We start from the raw sequence: 23,617 nt of genomic DNA, 5'->3' as shown, positions 1-23,617 counted from the left end.
GTCCGGCGATCGGAGTGTCCGGCCCGGGGCCCTCGCGCCTCCGGGCCGGACACGCCTTTGCGTTCATCCTTGGCCGTCCTGATCAGCCCTCCCTGACCAGCCTTCCCTGATCGGCGATCGGCCTTCCTTGATCGGCCTTCCCTGATCACGGAGGGCCGATCACCCCTCCCTCACCCCTCCCTTATCCCTCCCCTCCCTCCTCGGGCATATCGTTGAAGAGACGGCGAAAACGGACCTCTGTACCTCGGTAGCTCCGCACTACGAGGAGGTCGAGATGCTCGAAGCACTCCTGGTGACCCTCGCGACCGTCGGTTCGGTGGGGGCCGTGTACCTCGCCTCTGCCGCCCGGGTCGTCAAGCAGTACGAACGCGGTGTGGTCCTGCGGCTCGGCCGGCTGCGCGGCGGGGTACGGGGGCCGGGGCTGACGATGATCGTCCCGTTCGTGGACCATCTGCACCGGGTGAACATGCAGATCGTGACCATGCCCATCCCCGCCCAGGAGGGCATCACCCGCGACAACGTCACGGTGCGTGTGGACGCGGTGGTGTACTTCAAGGTCGTGGACGCGCCGAACGCGCTCATCACGGTCGAGGACTACAAGTTCGCGGTGTCCCAGATGGCCCAGACCTCCCTGCGGTCGATCATCGGCAAGAGCGAGCTGGACGATCTGCTCTCCAACCGGGAGAAGCTCAACCAGGGCCTGGAGCTGATGATCGACAGCCCGGCCGTCGGCTGGGGGGTGCAGATCGACCGGGTCGAGATCAAGGACGTCTCCCTGCCGGAGACGATGAAGCGCTCCATGGCCCGCCAGGCCGAGGCCGACCGGGAGCGCCGCGCCCGGGTCATCAACGCCGACGCGGAACTCCAGGCGTCCAAGAAGCTCGCCGAGGCCGCCCAGCAGATGGAGGCCACCCCGGCCGCGCTCCAGCTCCGGCTGCTCCAGACGATCGTCGCCGTGGCGGCGGAGAAGAACTCGACGCTGGTCCTGCCGTTCCCGGTGGAACTCCTGCGCTTCCTGGAGAAGGCGCAGCAACCGGCGGACCCGCCGAAGAGCCCACCGCAGAACCCACCGGCGGACCCACCGAAGAACCCACCGCAGAGCCCACCGAAGAACCCGCCGCAGAGCCCGGAAATCTCCCCGTAGCCCTCACCCCTGCCGCCGAGGGCCCGCCCTTAGCCCGATCGGCCCCCGCCCCTCCCCCCACACTCCGCACACCCCTCACAATGCGCAATTTATCGTATTTGTAACGTTACGTTCGTCGGATGATCCTCCCTGCCCGGCGAACGTATCCCCGCCCCCACCGCCCCCTCGCGGCCTGCGTCCTGGCCGCCGCCCTGCTCTCCTCCCTCGCCGCCTGCGGTGACGACTCCGGCGGCGCCGCCCCGAAGGCGCACCCCGCCCCCTCGGCCCCCTCCCGTCCGCCCACCCTGGCCCCCGGCCCCGGCGGGCTGACCCCCGTCTTCCACAGCGCCGCCCGCACCCGGGACAAGACCGTCGCCCTCACCTTCGACGCCGATATGACCGCCGATCAGGGCGACCGGGCGGCCTCCGGCGAGCACTTCGACAACCCGGAACTGGTCGCCACCCTGCGCCGCCTCAAGGTGCCGTCGACGGTGTTCATGACCGGGCGGTGGGCCGAGGAGTACCCGGCGCAGGCCCGCGCGATCGGCCGGGACCCGCTGTTCGAGGTCGCCAACCACTCCTACAGCCACTACGCCTTCACCGGCGACTGCTACGGCCTGCCGACCGTCGCCCCGGACCGGATGGCGGCGGATGTGGAGCGGGCGTTCACGGCGTTCCGCGCGGCCGGGGTGCCCGATCCGATGCCGTACTTCCGTTTCCCGGGCGGCTGCTACGACCGGCGGGCGCTGCGGGCGCTCAGCGCCACCGGGGTCACGGCGGTGCAGTGGGACGTGGTGAGCGGTGACGCGTTCGCGACGGACGCGGACGCGGTGGCCCGGCAGGTGCTGGACGGGGTGCGGCCCGGGTCGGTGGTGGTGCTGCACTGCACGCGCAGCGCGGCGCCGGTGACCGAGGACGCGATCCGGACGATCGTGCCGGAGCTGCGCGCCAAGGGCTACCGGTTCGTGAAGGTGTCCGAGCTGATCGGCTCGGGCACGGCCCGTTCCTGACGGTCCTACGCTTAAGGCATGAGCGAGGACCGCACCGGCGGCGACGACCGCGATTACTGCCTCATCGACGCGGCCCGCCCGCCGAAGGCCGACGGGCCGCCGTTCGCGGAGTGCGTGCTGTGCCGGGAGCCGACCGAGTACCCGGAGTCGTACCGGGGTGTCACGCTGTGCCCGGTGTGCGAGTGGCAGGAGGCGCAGCGGACGGCCTGCTCGGGCTGACCCGGCGGGCGCCGAGGCCGGTCAAGTACCCTGCGGTCCGTGAGTGAGAGCCCCTTCCGGACAGAGCCCGGTGACCGTGACACGGCACGGCAGTTCGTGCTGCCGCTGGTCGTACGGATCGAGCGGGGCGCGCCCCCGCCGCGCACGGACGCGCTGGAGACGGCGGCCCGCGCGGTGCTGGTGATGCTCGCCGACCCGCGCTCGCTGGGCGGCGGGGAGTGGGCCGGGGCCATGCGGGACTGGCAGGACGCCCGGATCCGCAAGGTGGTCCGGCGGGCCCGGGGCGCGGAGTGGCGCCGCGCGGAGGCCCTCCCCGGCATCACGGTGACGGGCAAGGCGGCCGAGGTACGGGTCTTCCCGCCCGTTCCGCTGGACGGCTGGCCCAAGGATCTGGCCCGGCTCCAGGTCTCCGGCACGGATCTGGACGACCCGGAGCCTCCGCCGGGCGCGGACCGGGGGGCGCCGGTGCTGTGGCTGAGCCCCGAGGTGGAGATGTCGGCGGGCAAGGCGATGGCCCAGGCGGGGCATGGCGCCCAACTGGCCTGGTGGGACCTGCCGGACGCGGAGCGCGCCGCCTGGCGGGACGCCGGTTTCCCGCTGGCGGTGCGCACGGCGGACCCGGCGGAGTGGCGGGCCCTGACGACGTCCGGTCTCCCGGTGGTCCGGGACGCCGGTTTCACGGAGATCGCCCCGGGTTCCTGCACGGTGGTGGCGGACCACCCGGCCCTGCGCCGCGCCTCCGACGGCGGCTGACGGCGGCTGAGGATGCCGGGCCCCTACGAGCCTCCGGCCACGCCCAAGGCCCCCCAGGCCCCCCAAAGCTCCCCAAAGCTCCTGGGGCTTCCAGCGCTCCCGGGACTCCCGCACCCTGAACTTCCGGCCACTCCCAAGGCCCCGGGACCCTAAGCCTCCGGCCACTCCCAAGGCTCCCTGAGAAGTTCGCGGAGCGACCCCGCGCTCTGGGCCGGACCCGTCGCCGAGCGGGCGGTGTCCGAGCGGGCGGTGTCCGGGCGGGCGGTGTCCGAGCGGCTCGTGTCCAGGCAGATCGTGTCCGGGCGGGGGAAGAGCCGTCCCCAGGCCGAAGCGCGGCCGAGCGGAGCGAGGCGCGTGGCGGTCCGCAGCGCGTGCCGCAGTTCCGCCGCACCGAACCCGTCCCCGGTGAACGGCTCCAGGTAGGCGTCCCGCAGCCGGGGCAGTACGCCGGGCCCGTAGCGCTGGACGGCCTGGCGGGCGGGGACGAGGAAGCTGCACAGGGGGTGGGTGACGAGGGCGTCGCCCCAGTCGAAGAAGACGAACCGGCCGGGGCGGGGCCGGAACAGCTGGGCCTCGTGGAGGTCGGCGTGGTCGAGGGTGTCGGGGAGGCCGAGGGCGAGGAGTTCGGCGCACCACTCGGTGAGGCAGGGCCGGAGCGCGAGCAGCCGGGAACGGTCCTCGGGCGACAGCGCGGTGTTCGCGGTGACGAGCCGGTCGAAGAGGCCGGTCAGGGCGGTGGTGCGGGCGCCGGGGACACCGAGCCGTTCCAGGGCGTCGGCGTGCGGGGCGAGGGCGCGTTGCAGGGTGGCGTACTGGCGCAGCGGCTCCTCCCAGGCGCGCGGGTCGGCGGGCTCGCGGTCCAGGACCGTACGGAAGTCGTCGCCGCCGTCGGGGAGCAGGGTCCAGCCGTGGGCGGTGTGGACGGCGAGGGGGGTCAGCACCTGGTCCGGCACCCAGTCGGCGAGGGCGCGGCAGAGGGCGGCCTCGAAGGCGCCGGCCGGCGGACTTGCCTTGAACCACATCACCCCGCCGTCGGCGACGGTGAACCGGATGAGCACCGACCAGGGCCGCAGCCGTACCCGCCACTCCCCCGCCGCCGGGCGCCCGGCGGCGGCCAGTTCCCGCCCGGCCCAGGCGAGGGCGTCGGCCCGCCACCCGGGGTCCTCCCACGGAGTGACGGCGTCCGGATAGGCGCCGCGGTCGACGGCGGTGGGCAGGGCGGGGCGGGCATCGGCGGGCATCCGCCCATCCCACCACTGCGCCCGCCCGTCCCGAACCTCAAATATTGCTCTGAACCAGCGACCCACGGGGTTCACCGCGCTCCGGCAGGGCCATACCCCGACTCACCGGGATCGTGAGATGCCGTAGGAGGAGGGGGACATGGGGACAGCACAGGCGGAACGGGCCATCCGGGGAACGGCACTGGTCCTGGGGACGGGGATCGGGTGGCGGCCGGAGATCGCCGGTGCCGTGGAGCGGATGCCGGGGATCGACTGGGTGGAGGTCGTCGCCGAGAACGTGTGTCCCGGGCATCTGCCGGAGTCGCTGGTACGGCTGCGCAAGCGCGGGGTGACGGTGGTGCCGCACGGGGTGGCGCTGGGGCTGGGCGGGGCCGAGCGGCCCGACGCCGGGCGGCTCGCGGCGCTGGCCGAGCGGGTGGCGGCACTGGGGGCGCCGCTGGTCACCGAGCACATCGCGTTCGTCCGGGCGGGCGGGCCGCTCACCGCGTCGCCGCCGCTGGAGGCCGGTCATCTGCTGCCGGTGCCGCGCACCCGGGACGCGCTGGACGTGCTCTGCGCCAACGTCCGGATCGCGCAGGACGCGCTGCCCGTGCCGCTCGCCGTCGAGAACATCGGCGCGCTGCTGTCCTGGCCCGGCGACGAGATGACCGAGGGGCAGTTCCTGTACGACCTCGCGGACCGGACCGGCGTACGGCTGCTGATCGATGTGGCCAATCTGCACACCAACCATGTCAACAGCGGTGCCGATCCGGGCCAGGCGCTGGCCGAACTGCCCCTGGAGGCCCTCGCGTACGTCCATGTGGCCGGGGGCTTCGAGCGGGACGGCGTCTGGCACGACAGCCACGCCCACCCGGTGCCGCGCCCGGTCCTCGACCTGCTCACCGACCTCGCCTCCCGGGTCGCCCCGCCGGGGGTGCTGCTGGAGCGCGACGAGGACTTCCCGGCGGAGGGGGAGCTGGAGCGGGAGGTGGAGAGCATCCGGGCGGCCGTCGCCCAGGGGCGGCGGAAGGGGGCGGCGGCCGTGGCGCCGGTGTGGGGGACGCGGATCGACGAGGAGGCTCCCGGCACCGACGGGGCCCGGCAGCGGGTCGGGCTCGCGCAGACCGCGCTGCTGTCCGCGCTGGTCGCCGGGACGCCCGCGCCGGAGGGGTTCGACCGGGCCCGGCTGCGGGTGCAGTCGCGGGCGCTCGCCGGGAAGCGGGCGGATGTGGTGGCCAAGGTGGCGCCGGAACTGCCGGAGATCCTGGGAAGCGCGTACCGGGGGGCCTTCCTGGCGTACGCCCACCGCCGTCCGATGGCGGGCGGCTACCGGCGGGACGCGCTGGACTTCGTCCGGCATCTGCTGCGGGACGGGGAGGGGGCGCGGGAGTCCCGTGCGTCGCGGGAGTTGCGGGAGTGGCTGCTGGACCGGTCGGGGCCCACACCGAGGGCGACCGGGCGCGGCGCGCGACTCGCGCGAGCCACCCTGCGGGTACTGCCCCGGCGTTGAGGGGGCGGCGGCGAGCGGGCGGGCGGCAGTAACATGCCCATCCCCCATATATCCGCCCCCTCTCCCCTCCCCCCTCTCCCCCAGAAGCGCACTGGCGTGCGGTGCCGCTCCAGGACGCGCCATGCGCCCCCCGGGCCGGGGCATCCTCAACGGCACCGGTCTGATCCTGCTCTGCCTCTCCGCCACCCTGGCCGCGCTGTTCATCCCGCTGTGGTGGTACGACGACGAGTGCGCCGCCGCCGCCGATCCGCTCGCCGCGCAGACGCTGTCCACCCGGTACGGCCCGCTCTCCGCGCAGGACCAGCGGCTGTCGGCCGACCTCGGGGAGGTCCGCCGCTGGGGCCCGGAGGCGGGCCGCCAGGCGCACCACGGACGCCGTACGGGGTGCGGGCGCTGGAGGCGACGGGACACATCGACTACCCGGCACTGGCGGGCGACCCGGGTCCCGGGGAGGTCGTCCCGTTGGCGTCGGTGACCTCCGTGCCCGCCCCGGGCGGCTCCTGAGGCATGACGGGCTCCGTCACATACGCGCGACGCGCTGTCCGGATGATGAACAGGGCATGGCGTTCTCCACCCCTCTGGCATAGAAACGCGGCATGTTCTGGGTGCTTCTGCTGCTTCTGGCCTGGGCCGTCGCCGGTGCGGCGTGCACCCGGCTGTGTCTGTCCGCGGCCCGCGCGGCGGACGCCGGCCCGGACGCCGGGCGGGGGCACGAGCTGACGCTGTACGAGGCGGCGTTCCTGTCCGGCGGCCCCGCGCGGGTCGCCGAACTGACCCTGGTGTCCATGGCCCGCCAGCGCCGGCTGCTGCTCGCCCGCACCGGCTGGGCCACGGTCGTCGATCCGCGCGGACGGGACGAGATGGAGCGCACGGTGATCGGCGCGATCGGCCCCGAGGGGCAGTCGCCGATAGCGCCGGTGCGGACCGCGACGGCCGCCGCCGACCCGGTGCGCGGTCTCGCCGACGGGCTCGTCCGCGCCGGTCTCGCGGTGCCGGACGGCGCCGGGTCCACGGTCGCGGCGGGGGTACGGCAGGTGCGGGGCGCGGCGGTGGTGGTGGCCGCGCTCGGGGCGGTCGCGCTGCTGATGCCGGGGCCGACCGAACTGCCGCGCCATCTGGTGGCGCTGTGGTTCGCGCTGCCGCTGACCCTCACCCTGAGCTGTCTGGCCCTCGCCCGGATCGAGGTCCACCCCTACTCGCACTGGGCCTCCCCGGCCGGGCAGCGTCTCATCGGCACCCTGGCCCGGCGCACCGGCCGCACCGCCGCCACCGGGGACGACCGGGCGTTTCTGACCTCGGTGGCCGTGCTCGGGGTGCACGCGGTGGGCGAGCCGGATCTGCGGGCGGCGTTCGCGCACCGGGAACGCCACCTGGACCCCGGCGACTAGGGCTGTCGGGGGGCGCATCGGCGTGTTGGCCCGCGCCACGCGCCGCCGGTGCTTGCCTTCCCCCCACCTCGCACCAAACATCCCTTCTGTCACCACCGTGCTCCGAAGGGATACCTCGTATGCGAGCCGCCGTGCTCCACTCGGCCGCCGGGGCGCTGCTGCTCGGCGCTCTGACCGCCGCCCCGGCCGGTGCCGCCGCCCCCGGGCTCGCGGGTGCCGCCGAGGCGCACGGCACCCGGGTCGCCGCCGAGCGGGCCCGCGCGGCCGGGGTCACCTTCGGACCCTGCGCGGACGCCCAGGACCTGCCCGGCGCCATGGAGTGCGGCAAGGTCGCCGTCCCGCTCGACTACGCCGACCCCGACGGCACCCGGATCGAGCTGGCCGTCAGCCGGGTCGTCGCCACCGGTACCGATCCCGGCAACAGCAAGCGCAAGGTGCCCCGGCAGGGCGCCCTCGTCTACAACCCGGGCGGCCCCGGCGGCTCGGGCCGCTACTTCCCGCTGATCGGCATGCTCCCCGAGTGGAAGCGCCTCGCCGCCGCCTACGACCTCGTCGGCTACGACCCGCGCGGGGTCGGCGGTTCGGCGCCGCTCTCCTGCCAGGACCCGGCGGGGTTCTTCAAGGGGCCCAGCCAGTCCCCGACGCATCCCTCGGCGGCGTACAAGAAGGAGCGGATCGCGCGGGCGCAGACGTACGCGCGGGGCTGCGCCGAGCGGTCCGGGAGCGCGCTGCGGCACTACCACTCCCTCAACAACGCCCGCGATCTCGACGTCATCCGCGCCGCGCTGGGCGAGGAGAAGCTGACCTTCATGGGGTCGTCGTACGGCACCTACTTCGGCGCGGTGTACGCCACGCTGTTCCCCACGCATGTGCGGCGGATGGTGTTCGATTCGGCGGTCGATCCGGATCCGTCGAGTGTCTGGTACCGCAACAACCTGGCCCAGTCGGCCGCGTTCGAGGGCCGCTGGGCCGACTTCCGGGCCTGGGCCGCCCGGCACGACGCGGTGTACGGGCTCGGTGCGACGGCGGACGCGGTGCAGGCCAGCTACGAGAAGGCGCGGGAGCGGCTGGCCGCCGAACCGGCGGGCGGCGAGGTGGGGCCCGGCCAGCTCCAGGGGATGTTCCTGGAGGCCGGGTACTACGACGACCACTGGCCCTACCGCGCCGAGGCCCTGTCGGCGTACCTCAAGGGCGATCCGCAGCCGCTGATCGACATCGCGGCGCCGGTCGAGGAGGCGGCGGCGGAGGCGGAGAACGCGAGCGCGGTCTACACCGCCGTCGAGTGCAACGACGCGCCCTGGCCGACGGACTTCGCGGTGTGGGACCGGGACAACACCCGGCTGGCCCGGGTGGCACCCTTCGAGACCTGGGACAACGTGTGGATGAATCTGCCGTGCGCCTACTGGGAGGGGCCCCGGCAGACGCCGGTGGATGTGCGGACCGGGCCCGGTGAGCTGCCGCCGACGCTGATCGTGGCCGCCGAGCGGGACGCCGCCGCGCCCTACGAGGGGGCGGTGGAGCTCCAGCGGCGGCTGTCGGGGGCGGTGCTGGTGACCGAGCGGGACGCGGGCTCGCACGGGCTGGTCGGCGGGCCGAACGCCTGCGTCAACGGGTATGTGGACGCGTATCTGCTGGAGGGGCGGCTTCCGGTGCGGCGCGCCGCGTGCGCACCGCACCGTGAGCCGAGCCCCGGCAAGGCGAAGTAGGGCCTGCGCGGTGACGCCTACGAGGTGACGCCTACGCCAGCCCGGCGACCAGGTCGGCGACCGACTTGCGGCGGCCCGTGTAGAACGGGACCTCCTCGCGGACGTGCATCCGGGCCTCGGAGGCGCGCAGATGGCGCATGAGGTCGACGATCCGGTGCAGTTCGTCGGCCTCGAAGGCGAGGATCCACTCGTAGTCGCCGAGGGAGAACGAGGCGACCGTGTTGGCGCGGACATCGGGGTAGCCGCGGGCCATCTTGCCGTGGTCGGCGAGCATCCGGCGGCGGTCCTCGTCGGGCAGCAGATACCAGTCGTAGGAGCGCACGAACGGGTACACGCTGATGTAGTCGCGCGCGGTCTCGTCGGCGAGGAAGGCCGGGATGTGCGAGCGGTTGAACTCGGCGGGGCGGTGCAGCGCCATGTTCGACCAGACCGGCGTCAGCGCGCGGCCGAGCCGGGTGCGGCGGAAGAGGTTGTACGCCTCCTGGAGCTGGTCGGCGGTCTCGGCGTGCCACCAGATCAGCAGATCGGCGTCGGCGCGCAGGCCGGACACGTCATAGGTGCCGCGGACGGTGATGTCCTTGGCGGCGAGCTGGTCGAACAGCTCCTGGACCTCTTCGGCGTACCCCGCGCGGTCCTCGGGCAGGGCGTCCTTCAGCTGGAAGACGGACCACAGGGTGTAGCGGATGACCTCGTTGAGGTCCTTCGCCAGCTTGCCCTTGTTCGGAATCCGGTCGGTGGTGGGGGCGTCGTCACTCATGCGGCTATTCTCCCGCTCCGCCGTGCGGGCTCCGCACCGGGGCCGCCGTGAGGCCATGCACGCCCTCCGGGGCGCCGTCCAGCAGGTCCACCGCCGCGTGGGCGCTCGCGATGCAGGCCGGGACGCCGACCCCGTCGTAGACCGCGCCGCAGACCGCGAGGCCGGGCAGGGCGGCGATCCGCTCGCGGATACGGGCCACGCGCGCGTGGTGGCCGACGGGGTACTGGGGCAGGCCGTCCGTCCAGCGGGTCACCGCCGTGCCGACCGGGTCGGCGGTCAGTTCGGTGGCCGCCCGCAGATCGTGCCGGGCGACGGCGACCAGGTCGGGGTCGGGGCGGCCGAGGATCTCCGTCTCGCCGTACCGCCCGACCGAGGCGCGCAGCACCACCGTGTCCGGGTCCTCGGCGGCGATCCAGGCCCACTTCTGGGAGGCGAACGTGGACGCCTTGATGGTGTGGCCGTCGACCGGCGGGACCAGGAAGCCGCTGCCGCCGGGCAGCCGGACGTCCGCGCGGCGGTAGGCGAGGGTGATCAGCGCCATCGAGGCGTACTCGACGGCCGCGAGGTCGGCCGCGGCGGCGGGTGCCTCGGCGCGCAGCAGCGCGGCGGCGGCCGGGGCGGGCAGGGCCACGACCACGGCGTCCGCGCGCAGCTCCCGCCCGCCGGTGACGACCCGCCAGCCGTCCGCCGCCCGGCGCAGCTCCGTCACGGCGGCGCCGGTGGCGATCTCGCCGCCCCGCGCGCGGACCGCCTCGGCCACCGCGAGCGGCAGGGTGCCCACCCCGCCCTCGATGCCCATGAAGACCGGCCCGGCCGCCGCCGCGCCCGCCGCCTTCGCCTGGATCGCGCGGACCGCCTCCGTCAGCGAGCTGTGGGTCCGGGCCGCCTCGAACAGCTGGGGCACGGCCGAGCGCATCGACAGCCGGTACGCGTCACCCGCGTAGACCCCGCCGAGGAGCGGCTCCACCAGCCGGTCGACGACCTCGCGCCCGACCCGGCGGGCCACGAACTCGCCCACCGCCACATCGTCCCCGACCTCCGTGCGCGGCAGGTCGGCGTCCTGGGCGATCCGCCGCAGGCCGTCCTCGGAGAGCACGCCGGACAGCGCCTGCGCCGTCCCCGGCACGCCCATCACATGTCCCTTGGGCATCGGCCGGAGCGCCCCCCGCGTCCACAGCGACGCGGAGGCGGTGGCGGGCGGCTGGAGCCGGTCGGCGAGGCCCACCTCACGGGCCAGCGCGACGGCCTCGGGGCGCCGGGCGAGCAGCGACTCGGCGCCCAGATCGACCCGGACCCCGGCGATCTCGCCCGCCAGCAGCTTGCCGCCCACCCGGTCCGCCGCCTCCAGGACCGTCACCGAGGCGCCGCGCCCGAGCAGCCGGTGCGCGGCGGCGAGCCCGGCGATCCCGGCCCCGATGACGACGACATGCCTGGTGCGGAGGGCTGTGGTGCTGGTCATGGACCCAGCCTCTCAGACCCCACTGACACTCCGGCCCGCGGACCCCTCAAGGCCAGGCCCCGCCCCGTGCCCGGTCCGAGTCCCGACCGTGACCGCATCGGGACCGGCCGCCCCCAACGTCCCGGGCCGCTCGGGCGTCGAAGGAGCATCTGTTCATCACGATCCCCGGGGGGGCGCACATGCGCACACTGCCCGCACCGCACACCCATCGACCGGACCGGGCCGTACGGCCGTCCGCGCGGCGCCCGGCCCGGCTGCTGGCGGGCGTCCTGCTCGCCGCCGCGCTCGGCCTCGCCGGATGCACCGGTGCCGGCGACACTGCGGACAGCATGGCCGACGGCGGTTCGGGCGACGGCAAGGCGGCGGCCGACGGGGCGGCGCCCGGAAGCCTGGACGCCGGTTCCGGGGAGGCCGACGCGGGTGCCAGAGCCGATGAGGCCCAGGCGTCCGAGAAGTCCGAGGAGTCCGCCCCCGACCTCCCGGCGACCCACGTCATCCGTACCGCGTCACTGACCGTGCAGGTCAAGGATGTGCCCAAGGCGCTGCGCGAGGCCCGGTCGGCGGTCGAGGGCGCGGGCGGCCATGTCGGCGAGGAGCACACCACCCGCGACGAGGACGACGCCGAGTACACCGATGTCACCCTGCGGGTGCCCGCCGAGCGCTACGACGAGATCCTCGGCGATCTGGAGGGCGTCGGCTCGGGCAAGCTCCTGGAACGGTCCACCAAGGCGGAGGACGTCACCGACCAGGTGGTGGACGTCGAGAGCCGGATCCAGTCGCAGCGGGCCAGCGTGACCCGGATCCGGGAGCTGATGGACCGGGCCGAGCGGCTCAGCGATGTCGTCACCCTGGAGGGCGAACTGAGCCGGCGTCAGGCCGACCTGGAGTCCCTGCTCGCCCGTCAGTCCTCCCTGGAGGACCGCACCACCCTGGCGACCATCGCCCTCACCCTCACCGAGACCCCGGTCGACCGGGACGCCAAGGACGACGACCCCGGCTTCCTGGACGCGCTGTCCGGGGGCTGGGACGCGTTCGTCTCGGTGCTGCGCTGGCTGCTGGTCGCGCTGGGCGCGGTCCTGCCGTTCGCGGTGTCGCTGGCGCTGCTGCTCCTGGTCTGGCTGCGGATCGTACGGCCCCGGCTGCCGCGCCGCGCGGAGCCCGCGTCCGCGTCCGCCGTGGCCGCCACGGGCACGCTGCCGCACGCCCGTCCGGTGACGGTGGACGGCAGTGCCGCGAAGGCCCCGGAGACGGGAGCGGAGGAGGAGTGACGGGGCGGCCGGGAACCCCGCCGCCGGGGCCCGTAGCGTGGAGGGCATGAGCAGCAACGGGGCGCGGAGCGCGCGGGAACGACTGGTCGTGATCGGCGGTGACGCCGCGGGGATGTCCGCGGCGTCCCAGGCCCGGCGGCAGAAGGACCCCGACGAACTGGAGATCGTGGCCTTCGAACGGGGCCACTTCAGCTCCTACTCGGCGTGCGGGATCCCCTACTGGGTCGGCGGTGACGTACCCGAGCGGGACGATCTGATCGCCCGCACCCCGCAGGAGCACCGGGACCGGTCCATCGATCTGCGGATGCGCACCGAGGTCACCGAGATCGACGTCCCGGGCGGGCGGGTACGCGCGCGGGACGTGGATTCCGGGGCCGAGTCCTGGACGTCGTACGACAAACTCGTCATCGCCACCGGGGCCCGGCCCGTGCGGCCCGAGCTGCCCGGTATGGACGCGCCCGGTGTCCACGGGGTGCAGACCCTGGACGACGGACAGGCCCTCCTGGACACCCTCGCGGCGACCCGCGGACGGCGTGCCGTGGTCGTCGGTGCCGGGTACATCGGCGTGGAGATGGCCGAGGCGATGATCAACCGCGGGTACGAGGTGACGGTCGTCAACCGGGGCGCCGAGCCGATGGCGACCCTGGACCCCGACATGGGGCGGCTGGTCCACGAGGCCATGGAGGGGCTCGGCGTGACCATGGTCAATGACGCCGAGGTGACCCGGATCCTCACCGGGAACGACGGGCGGGCCCGCGCGGTGGCGACGGCGTCCGCCGAGTACCCGGCGGATGTGGTGGTCCTCGGGATCGGGGTCCGGCCGGAGACCTCGCTCGCCCGCGCGGCCGGGCTGCCGCTCGGCGAGCACGGCGGGCTGCTCACGGATCTCGCGCTGCGGGTGCGCGGGCACGAGAACATCTGGGCCGGCGGGGACTGCGTCGAGGTGCTCGATCTGGTCTCCGGGCAGCAGCGGTACATCCCGCTCGGCACCCACGCCAACAAACACGGGCAGGTCATCGGGGCGAACGTGGGCGGCGGTTACGCCACGTTCCCGGGGGTGGTGGGGACCGCGGTCAGCAAGGTGTGCGATCTGGAGATCGCGCGGACCGGGCTGCGGGAGAAGGACGCGCGGCGGGTGGGGTTGCGGTTCGAGTCGGTGGTGATCGAGTCGACCAGCCGGGCCGGGTACTACCCGGGGGCGTCCCTGATGACGGTGAAGATGCTCGCCGAGCGGCGCACCGGGCGGTTGCTGGGTGTGCAGATCGTGGGGCGGGAAGGGGCGGGGAAGCGGGTGGATGTGGCGGCGGTGGCGTTGACCGCCGGTCTGAGTGTGGAGCAGATGACGATGCTGGATCTGGGGTATGCGCCGCCGTTCTCTCCGGTGTGGGATCCGGTGCTTGTTGCTGCGCGCAAGGCGGTGAGCAGGGTGCGGGGGGTGGGGTGAGGGGTTTGGGGTTTGTGCCGGGTGCGGGTGGGTTGTGGCTGGGTGCGCAGTTCCCCGCGCCCCTGAGGGCGTGGTCGTGGGCGGGGTTTTGAGGGGCGCGTGCATTGGTGTCGGGCGGGTGCGGGTCGGGGGTGGCTGGTCGCGCAGTTCCCCGCGCCCCTTGAGGGGGTTGCTGGGGGCCGGGTTTGAGGGGGCGCATGCCTTGGTGTCGGGCGGGTGCGGGTGGGTTGTGGCTGGTCGCGCAGTTCCCCGCGCCCCTTGAGGGGGTTGCTGGGGGCGGGGTTTTGAGGGGGCGTATGCCTTGGTGTCGGGCTGGTGCGGGTCGGGGGGCTGGTCGCGCGGTTCCTCCCCCAGAGGGGGTACCCCCAGCGACCCTTAAGGGCGTTGGGCTGTTCGGTGTTCTGAGGTGGTGTGGACGTAGTCCACCAGGCGGGTGAGGGCGTCCGGGGGGGTGGAGGGCATCACGCCGTGGCCCAGGTTGAAGATGTGGCCCTCCAGGGTCGTCGCCGTGTCCAGTACCTCGCGTGCCTTGGTCTCGACCGCCTGCTGCGGGGCGAACAGGACCGTCGGGTCCAGGTTGCCCTGGAGCGCCTTGCCAGGGCCGACCCGGCGGGCCGCCTCGTCCAGCGGGACCCGCCAGTCGACGCCGACGACATCCGCTCCGGCCTCGCCCATCAGGCCCAGCAGCTCACCGGTGCCGACGCCGAAGTGGATGCGCGGGACGCCGTAGCCCTCGACCGCGCGGAACACCTTCGCGGAGGCCGGCAGGACCGAGCGACGGTAGTCGGCGGGGGCGAGGGCGCCGGCCCAGGAGTCGAAGAGCTGGACGGCGCTGGCGCCCGCCTCGATCTGCACCTTCAGGAACGCGGCCGTGATCTCCGCGAGCCGGTCCAGCAGATCCGCCCACAGCTCCGGGTCGCCGTACATGATCGACTTGGCGTTCTCGTAGGTGCGCGACGGGCCGCCCTCCACCAGGTAGCTCGCCAGGGTGAACGGGGCCCCGGCGAAGCCGATCAGCGGGGTCGCGCCCAGTTCGGCGGTGAGCAGGCCGATGGCCTCGGTGACGTAGGGGACGTCGTCCGGGGTCAGATCGCGGAGCCGGGCGAGATCGGCGCGGGTGCGGATCGGGCGCTCGACGACCGGGCCGACGCCGGGCTTGATGTCGAGGTCGATGCCGATCGCCTTGAGGGGGACGACGATGTCGCTGAAGTAGATCGCCGCGTCGACGTCATGGCGGCGGACCGGCTGGAGGGTGATCTCCGTGACCAGGTCGGGCCGCATGCACGAGTCCAGCATGGCGACGCCCTCGCGGACCTTGCGGTACTCCGGCAGGGAACGCCCGGCCTGGCGCATGAACCACACCGGGGTGTGCGGCACCGGCTCACGCCTGCACGCCTTCAGGAAGGCGGAGTCGTAGGTGGCTGTCGGGGGCTGGCCCGTGGGGCGTCCGTTGGCACTCACGGGGTCAGTCTCCCACGGGGTGCGGTGGGGGTCCGCCGAGGGGACGCGGGCCGCCGCCGGGCCCGGCGGGGCGGGGTGGCCGGGGTGTCTTGCCCTGCGCGCGGGCCCCGTTCCGCTTAATCTTCCCCGCATGGCTGCGGCTCAGGGACGACTGTCGGACGGCGCTGGCGGAATGGACGAACCGAAGGACAACGGGGAGGGCTCACTGATTCCGGACGGCACGGCCCCGCCGCCCTTCACGGCCGCGGTCGACGCGCTGCGCTCGGCGCGGCTGCGCCCGCAGCTGGAGATCGAGGCGGTCCCGGCACCGAAGCGGCTGGCGCCGTTCGCGTACGCGATGGAGGCCACGGTGGTGGACGGCGAGCAGGATCTCGCCGACGGCCGGCTGGTGCTGCTGCACGATCCCGACGGGCACGACGCCTGGCGCGGCGCGTTCCGGCTGGTGACGCTGGTGCGGGCGGAGCTGGAGCCGGAGATGGCGGTGGATCCGCTGCTGCCGGATGTCTGCTGGTCCTGGCTGACCGGCGCGCTCCAGGCCCGCGGGTTGACGTACGGCGAGGCGAGCGGGACGGTCACGCGCGCCGGTTCGCACTACTTCGGCGGGCTCTCCGCGCGCCCCGCCGTCTCCCAGATCGAGATCCGCGCGTCCTGGACGCCGCGCGAGGGGCTGGGCGGGGTGCCGGACACGGGTGCGCATCTGGCCGCGTGGAGCGATCTGCTGGCGCAGGTGGCGGGGCTGCCGCCGGCCGGTCCGGGGGACGCGTCGGTGGTGACGCTGCCGCAGCGGCGGGGGCCGCAGTCCCGATGAGCGGCGCGGCGCGCTGACGCCACGCCGTCCGGTATCGGTGAGGAGCGTGAGGGGCACGTCCGGTGGACGTGCCCCTCACGCATGTCCCGGCCCCCGTCGGCCGCCCCTCCCCCGCCGCCTCCCCCGCCGTCTCTCCCTCTCGCCCGAACGCCGGGTTTCTATACCGTCACTTTGTCGATTCGGCCACTTTCGGCCACTCAATTGGCCCCGACCGATCCGATTCGATCTTCGGACGATCGACCGCGTGTCCGAATTGCACGGATTGTTACTCACTGGATCGTGATCATTCTCTAAAGGACCACGGGTTTGCTGCCGAAGACCTCAGTGACCTTGAAAGCACGGTTCGTACCGGCTTCATCCCCACGAGCCGGCCCCGTCCCGCACCCCAGGAGGCCTGGTGTCCGTTCTTCTTGAGCAGCCCGCAAGCCTGGTCGCCTACCGTCCGAACAAGCCCACCGCGATGGTGGTCGTGGCCGATCCGCGCGTCCGTTCCACCGTCACCCGGCATCTGTGGGCGCTCGGCGTCCGCGATGTCATCGAGGCGTCGTCGGTGGCCGAGGCGCGGCCCCGGATCGGCAACCCGCGTGACATCTGTGTCGCGGACGTCCACCTGCCGGACGGTTCCGGCCTCACGCTCCTTTCGGAGACCCGCGCCGCGGGCTGGCCCAACGGCCTCGCCCTGTCCGCCGCCGACGACATCGGCGCGGTGCGCAACGCCCTGGCGGGCGGTGTGAAGGGCTATGTCGTCACCGGTACCCGCACCAACGTCGGGCTCCCCACCCGCCCCGGTGCCGCCCCCATCGGAGCCGCCGCCGCCCGGCTGCACCGCCGTCCCCCGGGCGCCCCGAGCCACCCGGGCGGCTACCGCGAACTGTCCGGCCGTGAGGTCGAGGTGCTGCGGCTGGTCGCGGAGGGCCAGTCGAACAAGGCGATCGGCGTCTCCATGGGCCTGTCCGCCCTGACCGTCAAGAGTCACCTCGCCCGGATCGCCCGCAAGCTCGGCACCGGCGACCGCGCCGGGATGGTGGCCGTGGCCCTGCGCACCGGCATCATCCACTGACCCCGCCGCCCCTCCTCCCGTGCACGTGCCCCTGCCCCTGACATCCACCCCCCGCCACCGCCATGAACCCGGCCTTTCACCGACATGACTGGTTTACGACCCTCGCGCGCCCGTCGACGGAACGTTCCGTCGGCGGGCGCCGTCCGTACACGGATACCCTTGACAGGTGACCGACGCCCAAGACACCGCAGCAGCCAGTTCACTGCGAACCACCGGGGGCGCCCCTCCGGACGACGGCGGTACCACTGCTCCTGGGGCGCCGACACCGCTGCTCGAACCGCGTGACGGCATTCCGCCGGTGATCGCGGACGCCGATTCCCTCGCCGCCATGATCGCCGCGTTCGCGGCCGGGTCCGGCCCCGTCGCCGTGGACGCCGAGCGGGCCTCCGGATACCGCTACGGGCAGCGGGCGTATCTGGTGCAGCTGCGCCGTGAGGGCGCGGGCACCGCGCTGATCGATCCGGTCGCCTGTCCGGATCTGTCGGGCCTGGGTGAGGCGCTCTCCGGTGTGGAGTGGGTGCTGCACGCCGCCACCCAGGATCTGCCCTGTCTGCGCGAGATAGGCATGCTGCCCAGCACGCTCTTCGACACCGAGCTGGCCGGGCGGCTCGCCGGGTTCCCCCGGGTGGGGCTCGGCGCGATGGTCGAGAGCGTGCTCGGCTTCGTGCTGGAGAAGGGACACAGCGCGGTCGACTGGTCCACCCGCCCGCTCCCCGAGCCCTGGCTGCGCTACGCGGCGCTGGACGTGGAGCTGCTGGTGGATCTGCGGGACGCGCTGGAGAAGGAGCTGGACCGGCAGGGCAAGCTGGAATGGGCCCGCCAGGAGTTCGCGGCCATCGCCGCCGCGCCGCCCGCCGAACCCCGCAAGGACCCCTGGCGGCGTACGTCCGGGATGCACAAGGTGCGGCGCCGGCGGCAGCTCGCCGTGGTGCGCGAGCTGTGGCAGACCCGGGACCGGATCGCCCAGCGGCGGGACGTCTCACCGGGCAAGGTGCTGTCCGACGCCGCCATCGTGGAGGCCGCGCTCGCGGTGCCGACCACCGTCCAGGCGCTGAGCGCGCTGAACGGCTTCGGGCCGCGGACCGGGCGGCGCCAGCTGGAGCAGTGGCAGGCGGCGGTGGACCGGGCCCGTGCGCTGCCGGAGTCCCGGCTGCCGCAGCCGGGGCAGGCGGTGACGGGGCCGCCGCCGCCGCGGGCCTGGGCGGACAAGGACCCCGAGGCGGCGGCGCGGCTGTCGGCGGCGCGGGCGGGGGTCACGGCGCTGGCGGAGCGGCTGGGGTTGCCGCAGGAGAATCTGATCACGCCGGATACGGTGCGGCGGGTTTGCTGGGAGCCGCCGGCCGCTGCCGCGGATGTCGAGGGTGTGAGTGCGGCTCTGGTGGGGTTGGGGGCTCGGGAGTGGCAGGTTGAGTTGGTGGCGCCGGTTTTGGTGAGTGCGTTTTCCGCCAAAGCGGGGGGTGGGGAGGGCTCCGCCGAAGCGGGGGGTGGGGAGGGGTAGGGGTGGGGGGGTGGGTGCGGGTCGTGGGGGGTTTTGCGCAGTTCCCCGCGCCCCTGAGAGGGGGGTGGGAAGTCCGGACGGGTGGCGGGTGCCGGTCGTGGTGGCTTTTTTGCGCAGTTCCCCGCGCCCCTGAGAGGGGGGTGGGAAGTCCGGACGGGTGGCGGGTGCGGGTTGTGGTCGCTTTTTTGCGCAGTTCCCCGCGCCCCTGAGAGGGGTGTGGGTTGTGGGGGTTTTGGGTGGTTCTCCGTGTTCCTTTCGGGTGGGGGGTGGGCAGCTACGTTACTGGCAAGTAGCATGGTGGTGAGCAAGCGCTCAGCGTCCGCATTTCTGGAGGAGAGCCATCGTGCCTCGTACCGTCAGGGACGTCGTCTTCGTGGACGGCGTCCGTACCCCGTTCGGCAAGGCGGGCCCGAAGGGCATCTACCACGAGACCCGCGCCGACGACCTCGTCGTGAAGGCCATCCGGGAACTGCTGCGCCGCAATCCGAACCTGGACCCCGCGAAGATCGACGAGGTCGCCATCGCCGCGACCACGCAGATCGGTGACCAGGGGCTGACCCTGGGCCGGACGGCCGGGATCCTCGCCGGGCTGCCGCAGTCCGTGCCGGGCTACTCCATCGACCGGATGTGCGCGGGCGCGCTGACCGCCGTCACCACCACCGCGGGGTCCATCGCCTTCGGCGCGTACGACGCCGTCATCGCCGGTGGTGTCGAGCACATGGGACGGCACCCGATGGGTGAGGGCGTCGACCCCAACCCGCGGTTCGTGAGCGAGAAGCTGGTGGACGAGTCGGCCCTGTTCATGGGCATGACCGCGGAGAATCTGCACGACCGCTTCCCGGGCATCACCAAGCGGCGCGCGGACGAGTACGCGGTGCGGTCGCAGGAGAAGGCCGCCAAGGCGTACGCGAACGGGAAGATCCAGCAGGACCTGGTGCCGATCTCGGTGCGCAACACCAACCCGGAGGTGGGCGAGACGGGGTGGGGGCTGGTCACCGCCGACGAGCCCATGCGGCCGGGGACGACGCTGGAGAATCTGGCGGGCCTGAAGACGCCGTTCCGGGTGCACGGGCGGGTCACGGCGGGCAACGCGGCCGGGCTGAACGACGGGGCCACCGCCTCGATCATCGCCGCCGAGGACTTCGCCCGCGCCCACGGGCTGCCGGTGCGGATGCGGCTGGTGTCGTACTCCTTCGCGGGGGTCGAGCCGGAGGTGATGGGCTACGGGCCGATCCCGGCGACCGAGAAGGCCCTCGCCCAGGCGGGGCTGTCCATCTCCGACATCGGGCTGTTCGAGATCAACGAGGCGTTCGCGGTCCAGGTGCTGGCCTTCCTGGAGCACTACGGGATCGCGGACGACGACCCGCGCGTCAACCAGTACGGCGGCGCCATCGCCTACGGCCACCCGCTGGCCTCCTCCGGGGTGCGGCTGATGACCCAGCTCGCCCGGCAGTTCGAGGAGCAGCCCGAGGTCCGCTACGGCCTCACCACCATGTGCGTCGGCTTCGGCATGGGCGCCACCGTCGTCTGGGAGAACCCGCACTTCGAGGGGGACAAGTGAGCACCACCACCGCAGAGCTGTTGAAGGGCGCGGCCGGGCTGTTCCCCGACGAGGTCGTGACGCAGGCGCACGTACGGCATCTGGAACTGCCGTCCGGGGCCGGGCGGTTCGCCCTGATCACCCTGGACAACGGGTTCGACCACACCAAGCCGACCACCTTCGGACCGGCGTCGCTGGCGAACCTCGCCACCGCGATCGACCAGGTCGAGAAGGAGGCCGCGGCCGGGGAGATCACCGGCGTCGGCCTCACCGGCAAGCCCTTCATCTTCGCCGTCGGCGCCGACCTCAAGGGCGTCGAACTGGTCAAGGAGCACGCCGACGCGTTCGCCATCGCGAAGGGCGGCCACGATGTCTTCAAGCGTCTCGCCGGTCTCGCCGTGCCGACCTTCGCCTACTACAACGGCGCCGCCATGGGCGGTGGCGTCGAGGTCGGGCTGCACTGCACCTACCGGACCGTGTCCAAGGCCGTGCCCGCGTTCTCGCTCCCCGAGGTCTTCCTCGGTCTGGTCCCCGGCTGGGGCGGCTGCACCCTGCTGCCGAACCTGATCGGCCCCGAGAACGCGATCTCGGTGATCGTCGAGAACAGCCTCAACCAGAACCGGCAGCTCAAGGGGCAGCAGGTCCACGACCTCGGGATCGCCGACGCGCTGTTCGAGGGCGCCGACTTCCTGGAGCAGTCACTGCTCTGGACCGCCCAGGTCCTCAAGGGCGACCTCACCGTCGAGCGGCCCGCGATCGACCGCGGCGAGGGCTGGGACCGGGCCGTCGCCCACGGCCGCCTGCTCGCCGACGGCAAGGTGCACGGCGCCGCCCCGGCCGCCTACCGGGCCCTGGACATCATCGCCGCCGTCAAGGACGGCGACCTCCAGAGTGGCTTCGACGCCGAGGACAGCGCCCTCGCCGACCTCATCATGGGCGGCGAACTGCGCTCCGGGATCTACGCGTTCAACCTGGTCCAGAAGCGCGCCAAGCGGCCCGCCGGGGCGCCCGACAAGAGCCTCGCCCGGCCGGTCACCAAGGTCGGTGTCGTCGGCGCCGGGCTGATGGCCTCCCAGCTCGCGCTGCTCTTCCTGCGCCGCCTCGAAGTGCCGGTCGTGCTGACCGACATCGACCAGGAGCGGATCGACAAGGGCGTCGGCTATGTCCACGCCGAGATCGACAAACTGCTCGGCAAGGGCCGGATCAAGCAGGACCAGGCCAACCGCCTCAAGGCCCTGGTCACCGGCACCCTGGACAAGGCCGAGGGGTTCTCCGACGCGGACTTCGTGATCGAGGCCGTGTTCGAGGAGATCGGCGTCAAGCAGCAGGTGTTCGCCGAGGTCGAGGCGGTCGCCCCGGCGCACGCGATCCTCGCCACCAACACCTCCTCGCTGTCGGTGACGGAGATGGCCTCGCAGCTCAAGCACCCCGAGCGGGTCGTCGGCTTCCACTTCTTCAACCCGGTCGCCGTACTGCCGCTGCTGGAGATCGTGCGCGGCGAGCGGACCGACGACGCCTCGCTGGCCACCGCGTTCGCCGTGGCCCGCAAGCTGAAGAAGACCGCTGTGCTGGTCAAGGACGCCCCCGCGTTCGTCGTCAACCGGATCCTGACCCGCTTCATGGGCGAGATCCAGAACGTCATCGACGAGGGCACCCCGGTCCCGGTCGCCGAGAGGGCGGTCGAGCCGCTGGGGCTGCCGATGTCCCCGCTGGTGCTGCTGGAACTGGTCGGCCCGGCGATCGGCCTGCATGTCTCCGAGACCCTGCACCACGCCTTCCCCGACCGGTTCACCGTCTCCCCCAACCTCAAGGCGGTCGTCGAGGCGGGCAAGCGCGGGTTCTACGTCTACGACAGCGGGGCCCCCGTGCTGGATCCCGAGGTCGCGGGGCTGCTCCGGCAGGGGGACGCGGTGCTGACGGAGGAGCAGGTGCGGGAGCGGGTGCTGGACGCTGTCGCCGAGGAGATCGGGCTGATGCTGGCGGACGGGGTCGTCGCCGAGGCGCAGGACATCGACCTGTGTCTGATCACGGGGGCGGGATGGCCGTTCCATCTGGGCGGGATCACGCCGTATCTGGATCGGGTGGGGGTGTCCGAGCGGGTGAATGGGGCGCGGTTCCTGGAGCCCGGGGTGGCTAGCGTGCCGGGCGCGTAGCGGTTTTACGCCGGTTCCCTGTACGTGGGTTGTATGGGGGGCCGGCGTTTTTGTTTGTCGTCATAGTGCGGGTGAGTGGGGGCTTGTCGCGCAGTTCCTCCCCCAGAGGGGGTACCCCCAGCGCCCCTAAAAGCCTTGGGGGCGGCGGCCGTTGGAAGGCTTCGCCCGCCCCGCCCATTGCCACCACGGTCACGGGATTTCCTGCCATGCCGCCAGGGCCAGGCCCGGTTCGTTCTTCTGGCGGGAGATCCGCAGAACGCCCTCCGGTGTCACCGTCGCCGCCACCACCCTGCCCTCCTCGTCCGTGGTCAGGGACACCCTCGTGTCCGTGGGGAGTGGGGGGCCGGACTCGGTCCACCACAGGCCCGCGGACTCCTGTTCGGTGGGGTACGCGGCGAAGGCGATCCTGCCGGAGGCCGAGCGCTGGGCGAGGATCGTGCAGTCGTGGCCGTCGAGGTCGCAGCGCAGGGTCGCGACCGGGCCGGGGCCCGCCGCCGGGAGGAGGGGGACCGGGTCCTCGCCGGGGCGCCAGGCGTGCAGGGTGCCCTGCGGGTCGGCGTAGTACAGGGTGGTGTGCTCCTTGGACGTGGGCAGGGCGCTGAGCGTGCCCGGTTCCACCTCCGCCCGCAGGGGGTCGCCCGGTTCGGCGCGGGCGCCGGCCTCCGCCTGGTGCCAGCGCAGGATGCCGTCGGGGTTGGTGGCGTACACCGCGACGAGGCCCGACTCCGCGGTGACGGCGACGAGTTGCTCGTGCACCTTGGAGCCGCGCAGGTCGTGCCACGCGTTCCAGCCGCCGCGCGACTTCTGGTTGACGGTGTGCACGCCGAGGCCCCGGTTGCGGACGAAGACATAGGCGCGTCCGGCCTCGTCGACGGCCACGGCGGGGTCGCCGGTGCGCGCGCCCTGCCGGTTGGGGTGGCCGACGGGCAGCCAGTCCAGCGGGGCGAGCAGCGGGCGGAAGTGTGTGGAGTGGACCAGGCCGTGTTCCTCGCCCCGGGTCGGCCGCCAGGCCGCCAGATGGGTGTAGCCGTCGGCGCCCCGGGCGAGCGCGAAGCCGCCGTGCAGGCGCTGTTCGCCGCCCACGCGGCGCACCGGGCCCCAGGGGCCGCCGGGGGCGCTCTCGGCGCGGCACAGGACCGCCTCGTCGGTGGAGAGATAGACGCTGAGCCGGCCGTCTCGGCCGCGTATGAGCCAGTCGCCGTTCACTGTACGGACCATTGACACGACCCCACCTTAATGC

Annotated in this window: 20 protein-coding genes and 1 pseudogene; 16 read left to right on the top strand and 5 right to left on the bottom strand. The window is 73.4% G+C overall.

Annotated elements, in window-relative coordinates:
- The first annotated feature begins 274 nt into the window (after positions 1–274).
- The 5 genes and pseudogenes from ABZX40_RS18570 to ABZX40_RS18550 all read left to right on the top strand — a co-directional run bounded on the left by ABZX40_RS18570 (position 275) and on the right by ABZX40_RS18550 (position 3,105).
- On the top strand, positions 275–1,144 hold the full coding sequence (locus tag ABZX40_RS18570) for a slipin family protein (protein WP_355740052.1): 870 nt from the start codon (positions 275–277) through the stop codon (positions 1,142–1,144).
- Positions 1,090–1,248: pseudogene (locus tag ABZX40_RS18565) on the top strand (hypothetical protein); the annotation flags it as partial. The gene ABZX40_RS18570 and the pseudogene ABZX40_RS18565, both read left to right, overlap by 55 nt.
- Positions 1,249–1,263: 15 nt before the next feature.
- Positions 1,264–2,133, top strand: coding sequence for a polysaccharide deacetylase family protein (locus tag ABZX40_RS18560; protein WP_355740054.1), 870 nt, complete (start codon positions 1,264–1,266; stop codon positions 2,131–2,133).
- Positions 2,134–2,151: 18 nt separating this feature from the next.
- Positions 2,152–2,352, top strand: coding sequence for a hypothetical protein (locus ABZX40_RS18555; RefSeq protein ID WP_355740056.1), 201 nt, complete (start codon positions 2,152–2,154; stop codon positions 2,350–2,352).
- Between the two features lie 39 nt (positions 2,353–2,391).
- Positions 2,392–3,105: a peptidyl-tRNA hydrolase gene (locus ABZX40_RS18550; protein ID WP_355740058.1), complete on the top strand. Its 714-nt coding sequence runs from the start codon at positions 2,392–2,394 to the stop codon at positions 3,103–3,105.
- A 149-nt stretch (positions 3,106–3,254) separates the two neighbouring features.
- Here ABZX40_RS18550 and ABZX40_RS18545 read toward each other — a convergent pair whose 3' ends face one another.
- Positions 3,255–4,346, bottom strand: coding sequence for a phosphotransferase (locus ABZX40_RS18545; RefSeq protein WP_355740060.1), 1,092 nt, complete (start codon positions 4,344–4,346; stop codon positions 3,255–3,257).
- A gap of 139 nt (positions 4,347–4,485) precedes the next feature.
- On the opposite strand from ABZX40_RS18545, the gene ABZX40_RS18540 reads away from it, so the two are divergent.
- The 4 genes from ABZX40_RS18540 to ABZX40_RS18525 all read left to right on the top strand — a co-directional run bounded on the left by ABZX40_RS18540 (position 4,486) and on the right by ABZX40_RS18525 (position 8,929).
- Positions 4,486–5,835 carry a DUF692 domain-containing protein gene (locus tag ABZX40_RS18540; protein WP_355740061.1) on the top strand — a complete coding sequence of 450 codons (1,350 nt, stop codon included), beginning with the start codon at positions 4,486–4,488 and terminating at the stop codon, positions 5,833–5,835.
- A 121-nt stretch (positions 5,836–5,956) separates the two neighbouring features.
- Positions 5,957–6,310: a hypothetical protein gene (locus ABZX40_RS18535; protein ID WP_355740063.1), complete on the top strand. Its 354-nt coding sequence runs from the start codon at positions 5,957–5,959 to the stop codon at positions 6,308–6,310.
- A gap of 121 nt (positions 6,311–6,431) precedes the next feature.
- Positions 6,432–7,223 (top strand): TIGR04222 domain-containing membrane protein, encoded by a 792-nt coding sequence (locus ABZX40_RS18530; RefSeq protein ID WP_355740064.1) that lies wholly within the window; start codon positions 6,432–6,434, stop codon positions 7,221–7,223.
- A 119-nt stretch (positions 7,224–7,342) separates the two neighbouring features.
- Positions 7,343–8,929 (top strand): alpha/beta hydrolase, encoded by a 1,587-nt coding sequence (locus tag ABZX40_RS18525; RefSeq protein ID WP_355740066.1) that lies wholly within the window; start codon positions 7,343–7,345, stop codon positions 8,927–8,929.
- Positions 8,930–8,960: 31 nt separating this feature from the next.
- Here ABZX40_RS18525 and hemQ read toward each other — a convergent pair whose 3' ends face one another.
- Both hemQ and hemG read right to left on the bottom strand, forming a co-directional pair.
- Positions 8,961–9,686: a hydrogen peroxide-dependent heme synthase gene (gene hemQ / locus ABZX40_RS18520; protein ID WP_355740068.1), complete on the bottom strand. Its 726-nt coding sequence runs from the start codon at positions 9,684–9,686 to the stop codon at positions 8,961–8,963.
- A gap of 4 nt (positions 9,687–9,690) precedes the next feature.
- Positions 9,691–11,145, bottom strand: a complete 1,455-nt coding sequence (gene hemG, locus ABZX40_RS18515; RefSeq protein ID WP_355740070.1) for a protoporphyrinogen oxidase — start codon at positions 11,143–11,145, stop codon at positions 9,691–9,693.
- Positions 11,146–11,324: 179 nt separating this feature from the next.
- Here hemG and ABZX40_RS18510 point away from each other — a divergent pair, with 179 nt between their 5' ends.
- Together ABZX40_RS18510 and ABZX40_RS18505 are read left to right on the top strand one after the other, a co-directional pair.
- Positions 11,325–12,413: a DUF4349 domain-containing protein gene (locus ABZX40_RS18510; RefSeq protein ID WP_355740072.1), complete on the top strand. Its 1,089-nt coding sequence runs from the start codon at positions 11,325–11,327 to the stop codon at positions 12,411–12,413.
- A gap of 46 nt (positions 12,414–12,459) precedes the next feature.
- Positions 12,460–13,857, top strand: a complete 1,398-nt coding sequence (locus ABZX40_RS18505; RefSeq protein ID WP_355740074.1) for an FAD-dependent oxidoreductase — start codon at positions 12,460–12,462, stop codon at positions 13,855–13,857.
- A gap of 375 nt (positions 13,858–14,232) precedes the next feature.
- Here the strand turns inward: ABZX40_RS18505 and hemE are convergent, their stop codons facing one another.
- Positions 14,233–15,318: a uroporphyrinogen decarboxylase gene (gene hemE, locus ABZX40_RS18500; RefSeq protein WP_355740076.1), complete on the bottom strand. Its 1,086-nt coding sequence runs from the start codon at positions 15,316–15,318 to the stop codon at positions 14,233–14,235.
- Positions 15,319–15,448: 130 nt separating this feature from the next.
- Between hemE and ABZX40_RS18495 the strand changes: the two genes are divergently transcribed.
- The 5 genes from ABZX40_RS18495 to ABZX40_RS18475 all read left to right on the top strand — a co-directional run bounded on the left by ABZX40_RS18495 (position 15,449) and on the right by ABZX40_RS18475 (position 22,377).
- Complete coding sequence (locus ABZX40_RS18495) at positions 15,449–16,126, top strand: DUF3000 domain-containing protein (RefSeq protein WP_355740078.1); 678 nt, start codon at positions 15,449–15,451, stop codon at positions 16,124–16,126.
- Between the two features lie 397 nt (positions 16,127–16,523).
- Positions 16,524–17,186 (top strand): response regulator transcription factor, encoded by a 663-nt coding sequence (locus ABZX40_RS18490; RefSeq protein WP_003972894.1) that lies wholly within the window; start codon positions 16,524–16,526, stop codon positions 17,184–17,186.
- Positions 17,187–17,352: 166 nt separating this feature from the next.
- Positions 17,353–18,684 (top strand): ribonuclease D, encoded by a 1,332-nt coding sequence (locus ABZX40_RS18485; protein ID WP_355740080.1) that lies wholly within the window; start codon positions 17,353–17,355, stop codon positions 18,682–18,684.
- Between the two features lie 343 nt (positions 18,685–19,027).
- Complete coding sequence (locus tag ABZX40_RS18480; RefSeq protein ID WP_355750780.1) at positions 19,028–20,245, top strand: acetyl-CoA C-acyltransferase; 1,218 nt, start codon at positions 19,028–19,030, stop codon at positions 20,243–20,245.
- A complete protein-coding gene (locus tag ABZX40_RS18475) occupies positions 20,242–22,377 on the top strand; it encodes a 3-hydroxyacyl-CoA dehydrogenase NAD-binding domain-containing protein (protein ID WP_355750777.1) in 2,136 nt (711 codons plus the stop codon). The genes ABZX40_RS18480 and ABZX40_RS18475 overlap by 4 nt, the downstream gene beginning before the upstream one ends.
- A 189-nt stretch (positions 22,378–22,566) precedes the next feature.
- On the opposite strand, the gene ABZX40_RS18470 is transcribed toward ABZX40_RS18475, so the two are convergent.
- Positions 22,567–23,595, bottom strand: a complete 1,029-nt coding sequence (locus ABZX40_RS18470; protein ID WP_355750774.1) for a hypothetical protein — start codon at positions 23,593–23,595, stop codon at positions 22,567–22,569.
- Positions 23,596–23,617: the final 22 nt, after the last annotated feature.

This window comes from Streptomyces sp. NPDC004610 (assembly GCF_040609715.1).
Classification (GTDB): domain Bacteria; phylum Actinomycetota; class Actinomycetes; order Streptomycetales; family Streptomycetaceae; genus Streptomyces.
Note: the sequence above shows the minus strand (reverse complement) of the source record. Positions and strands in the feature narration are given on the sequence as shown.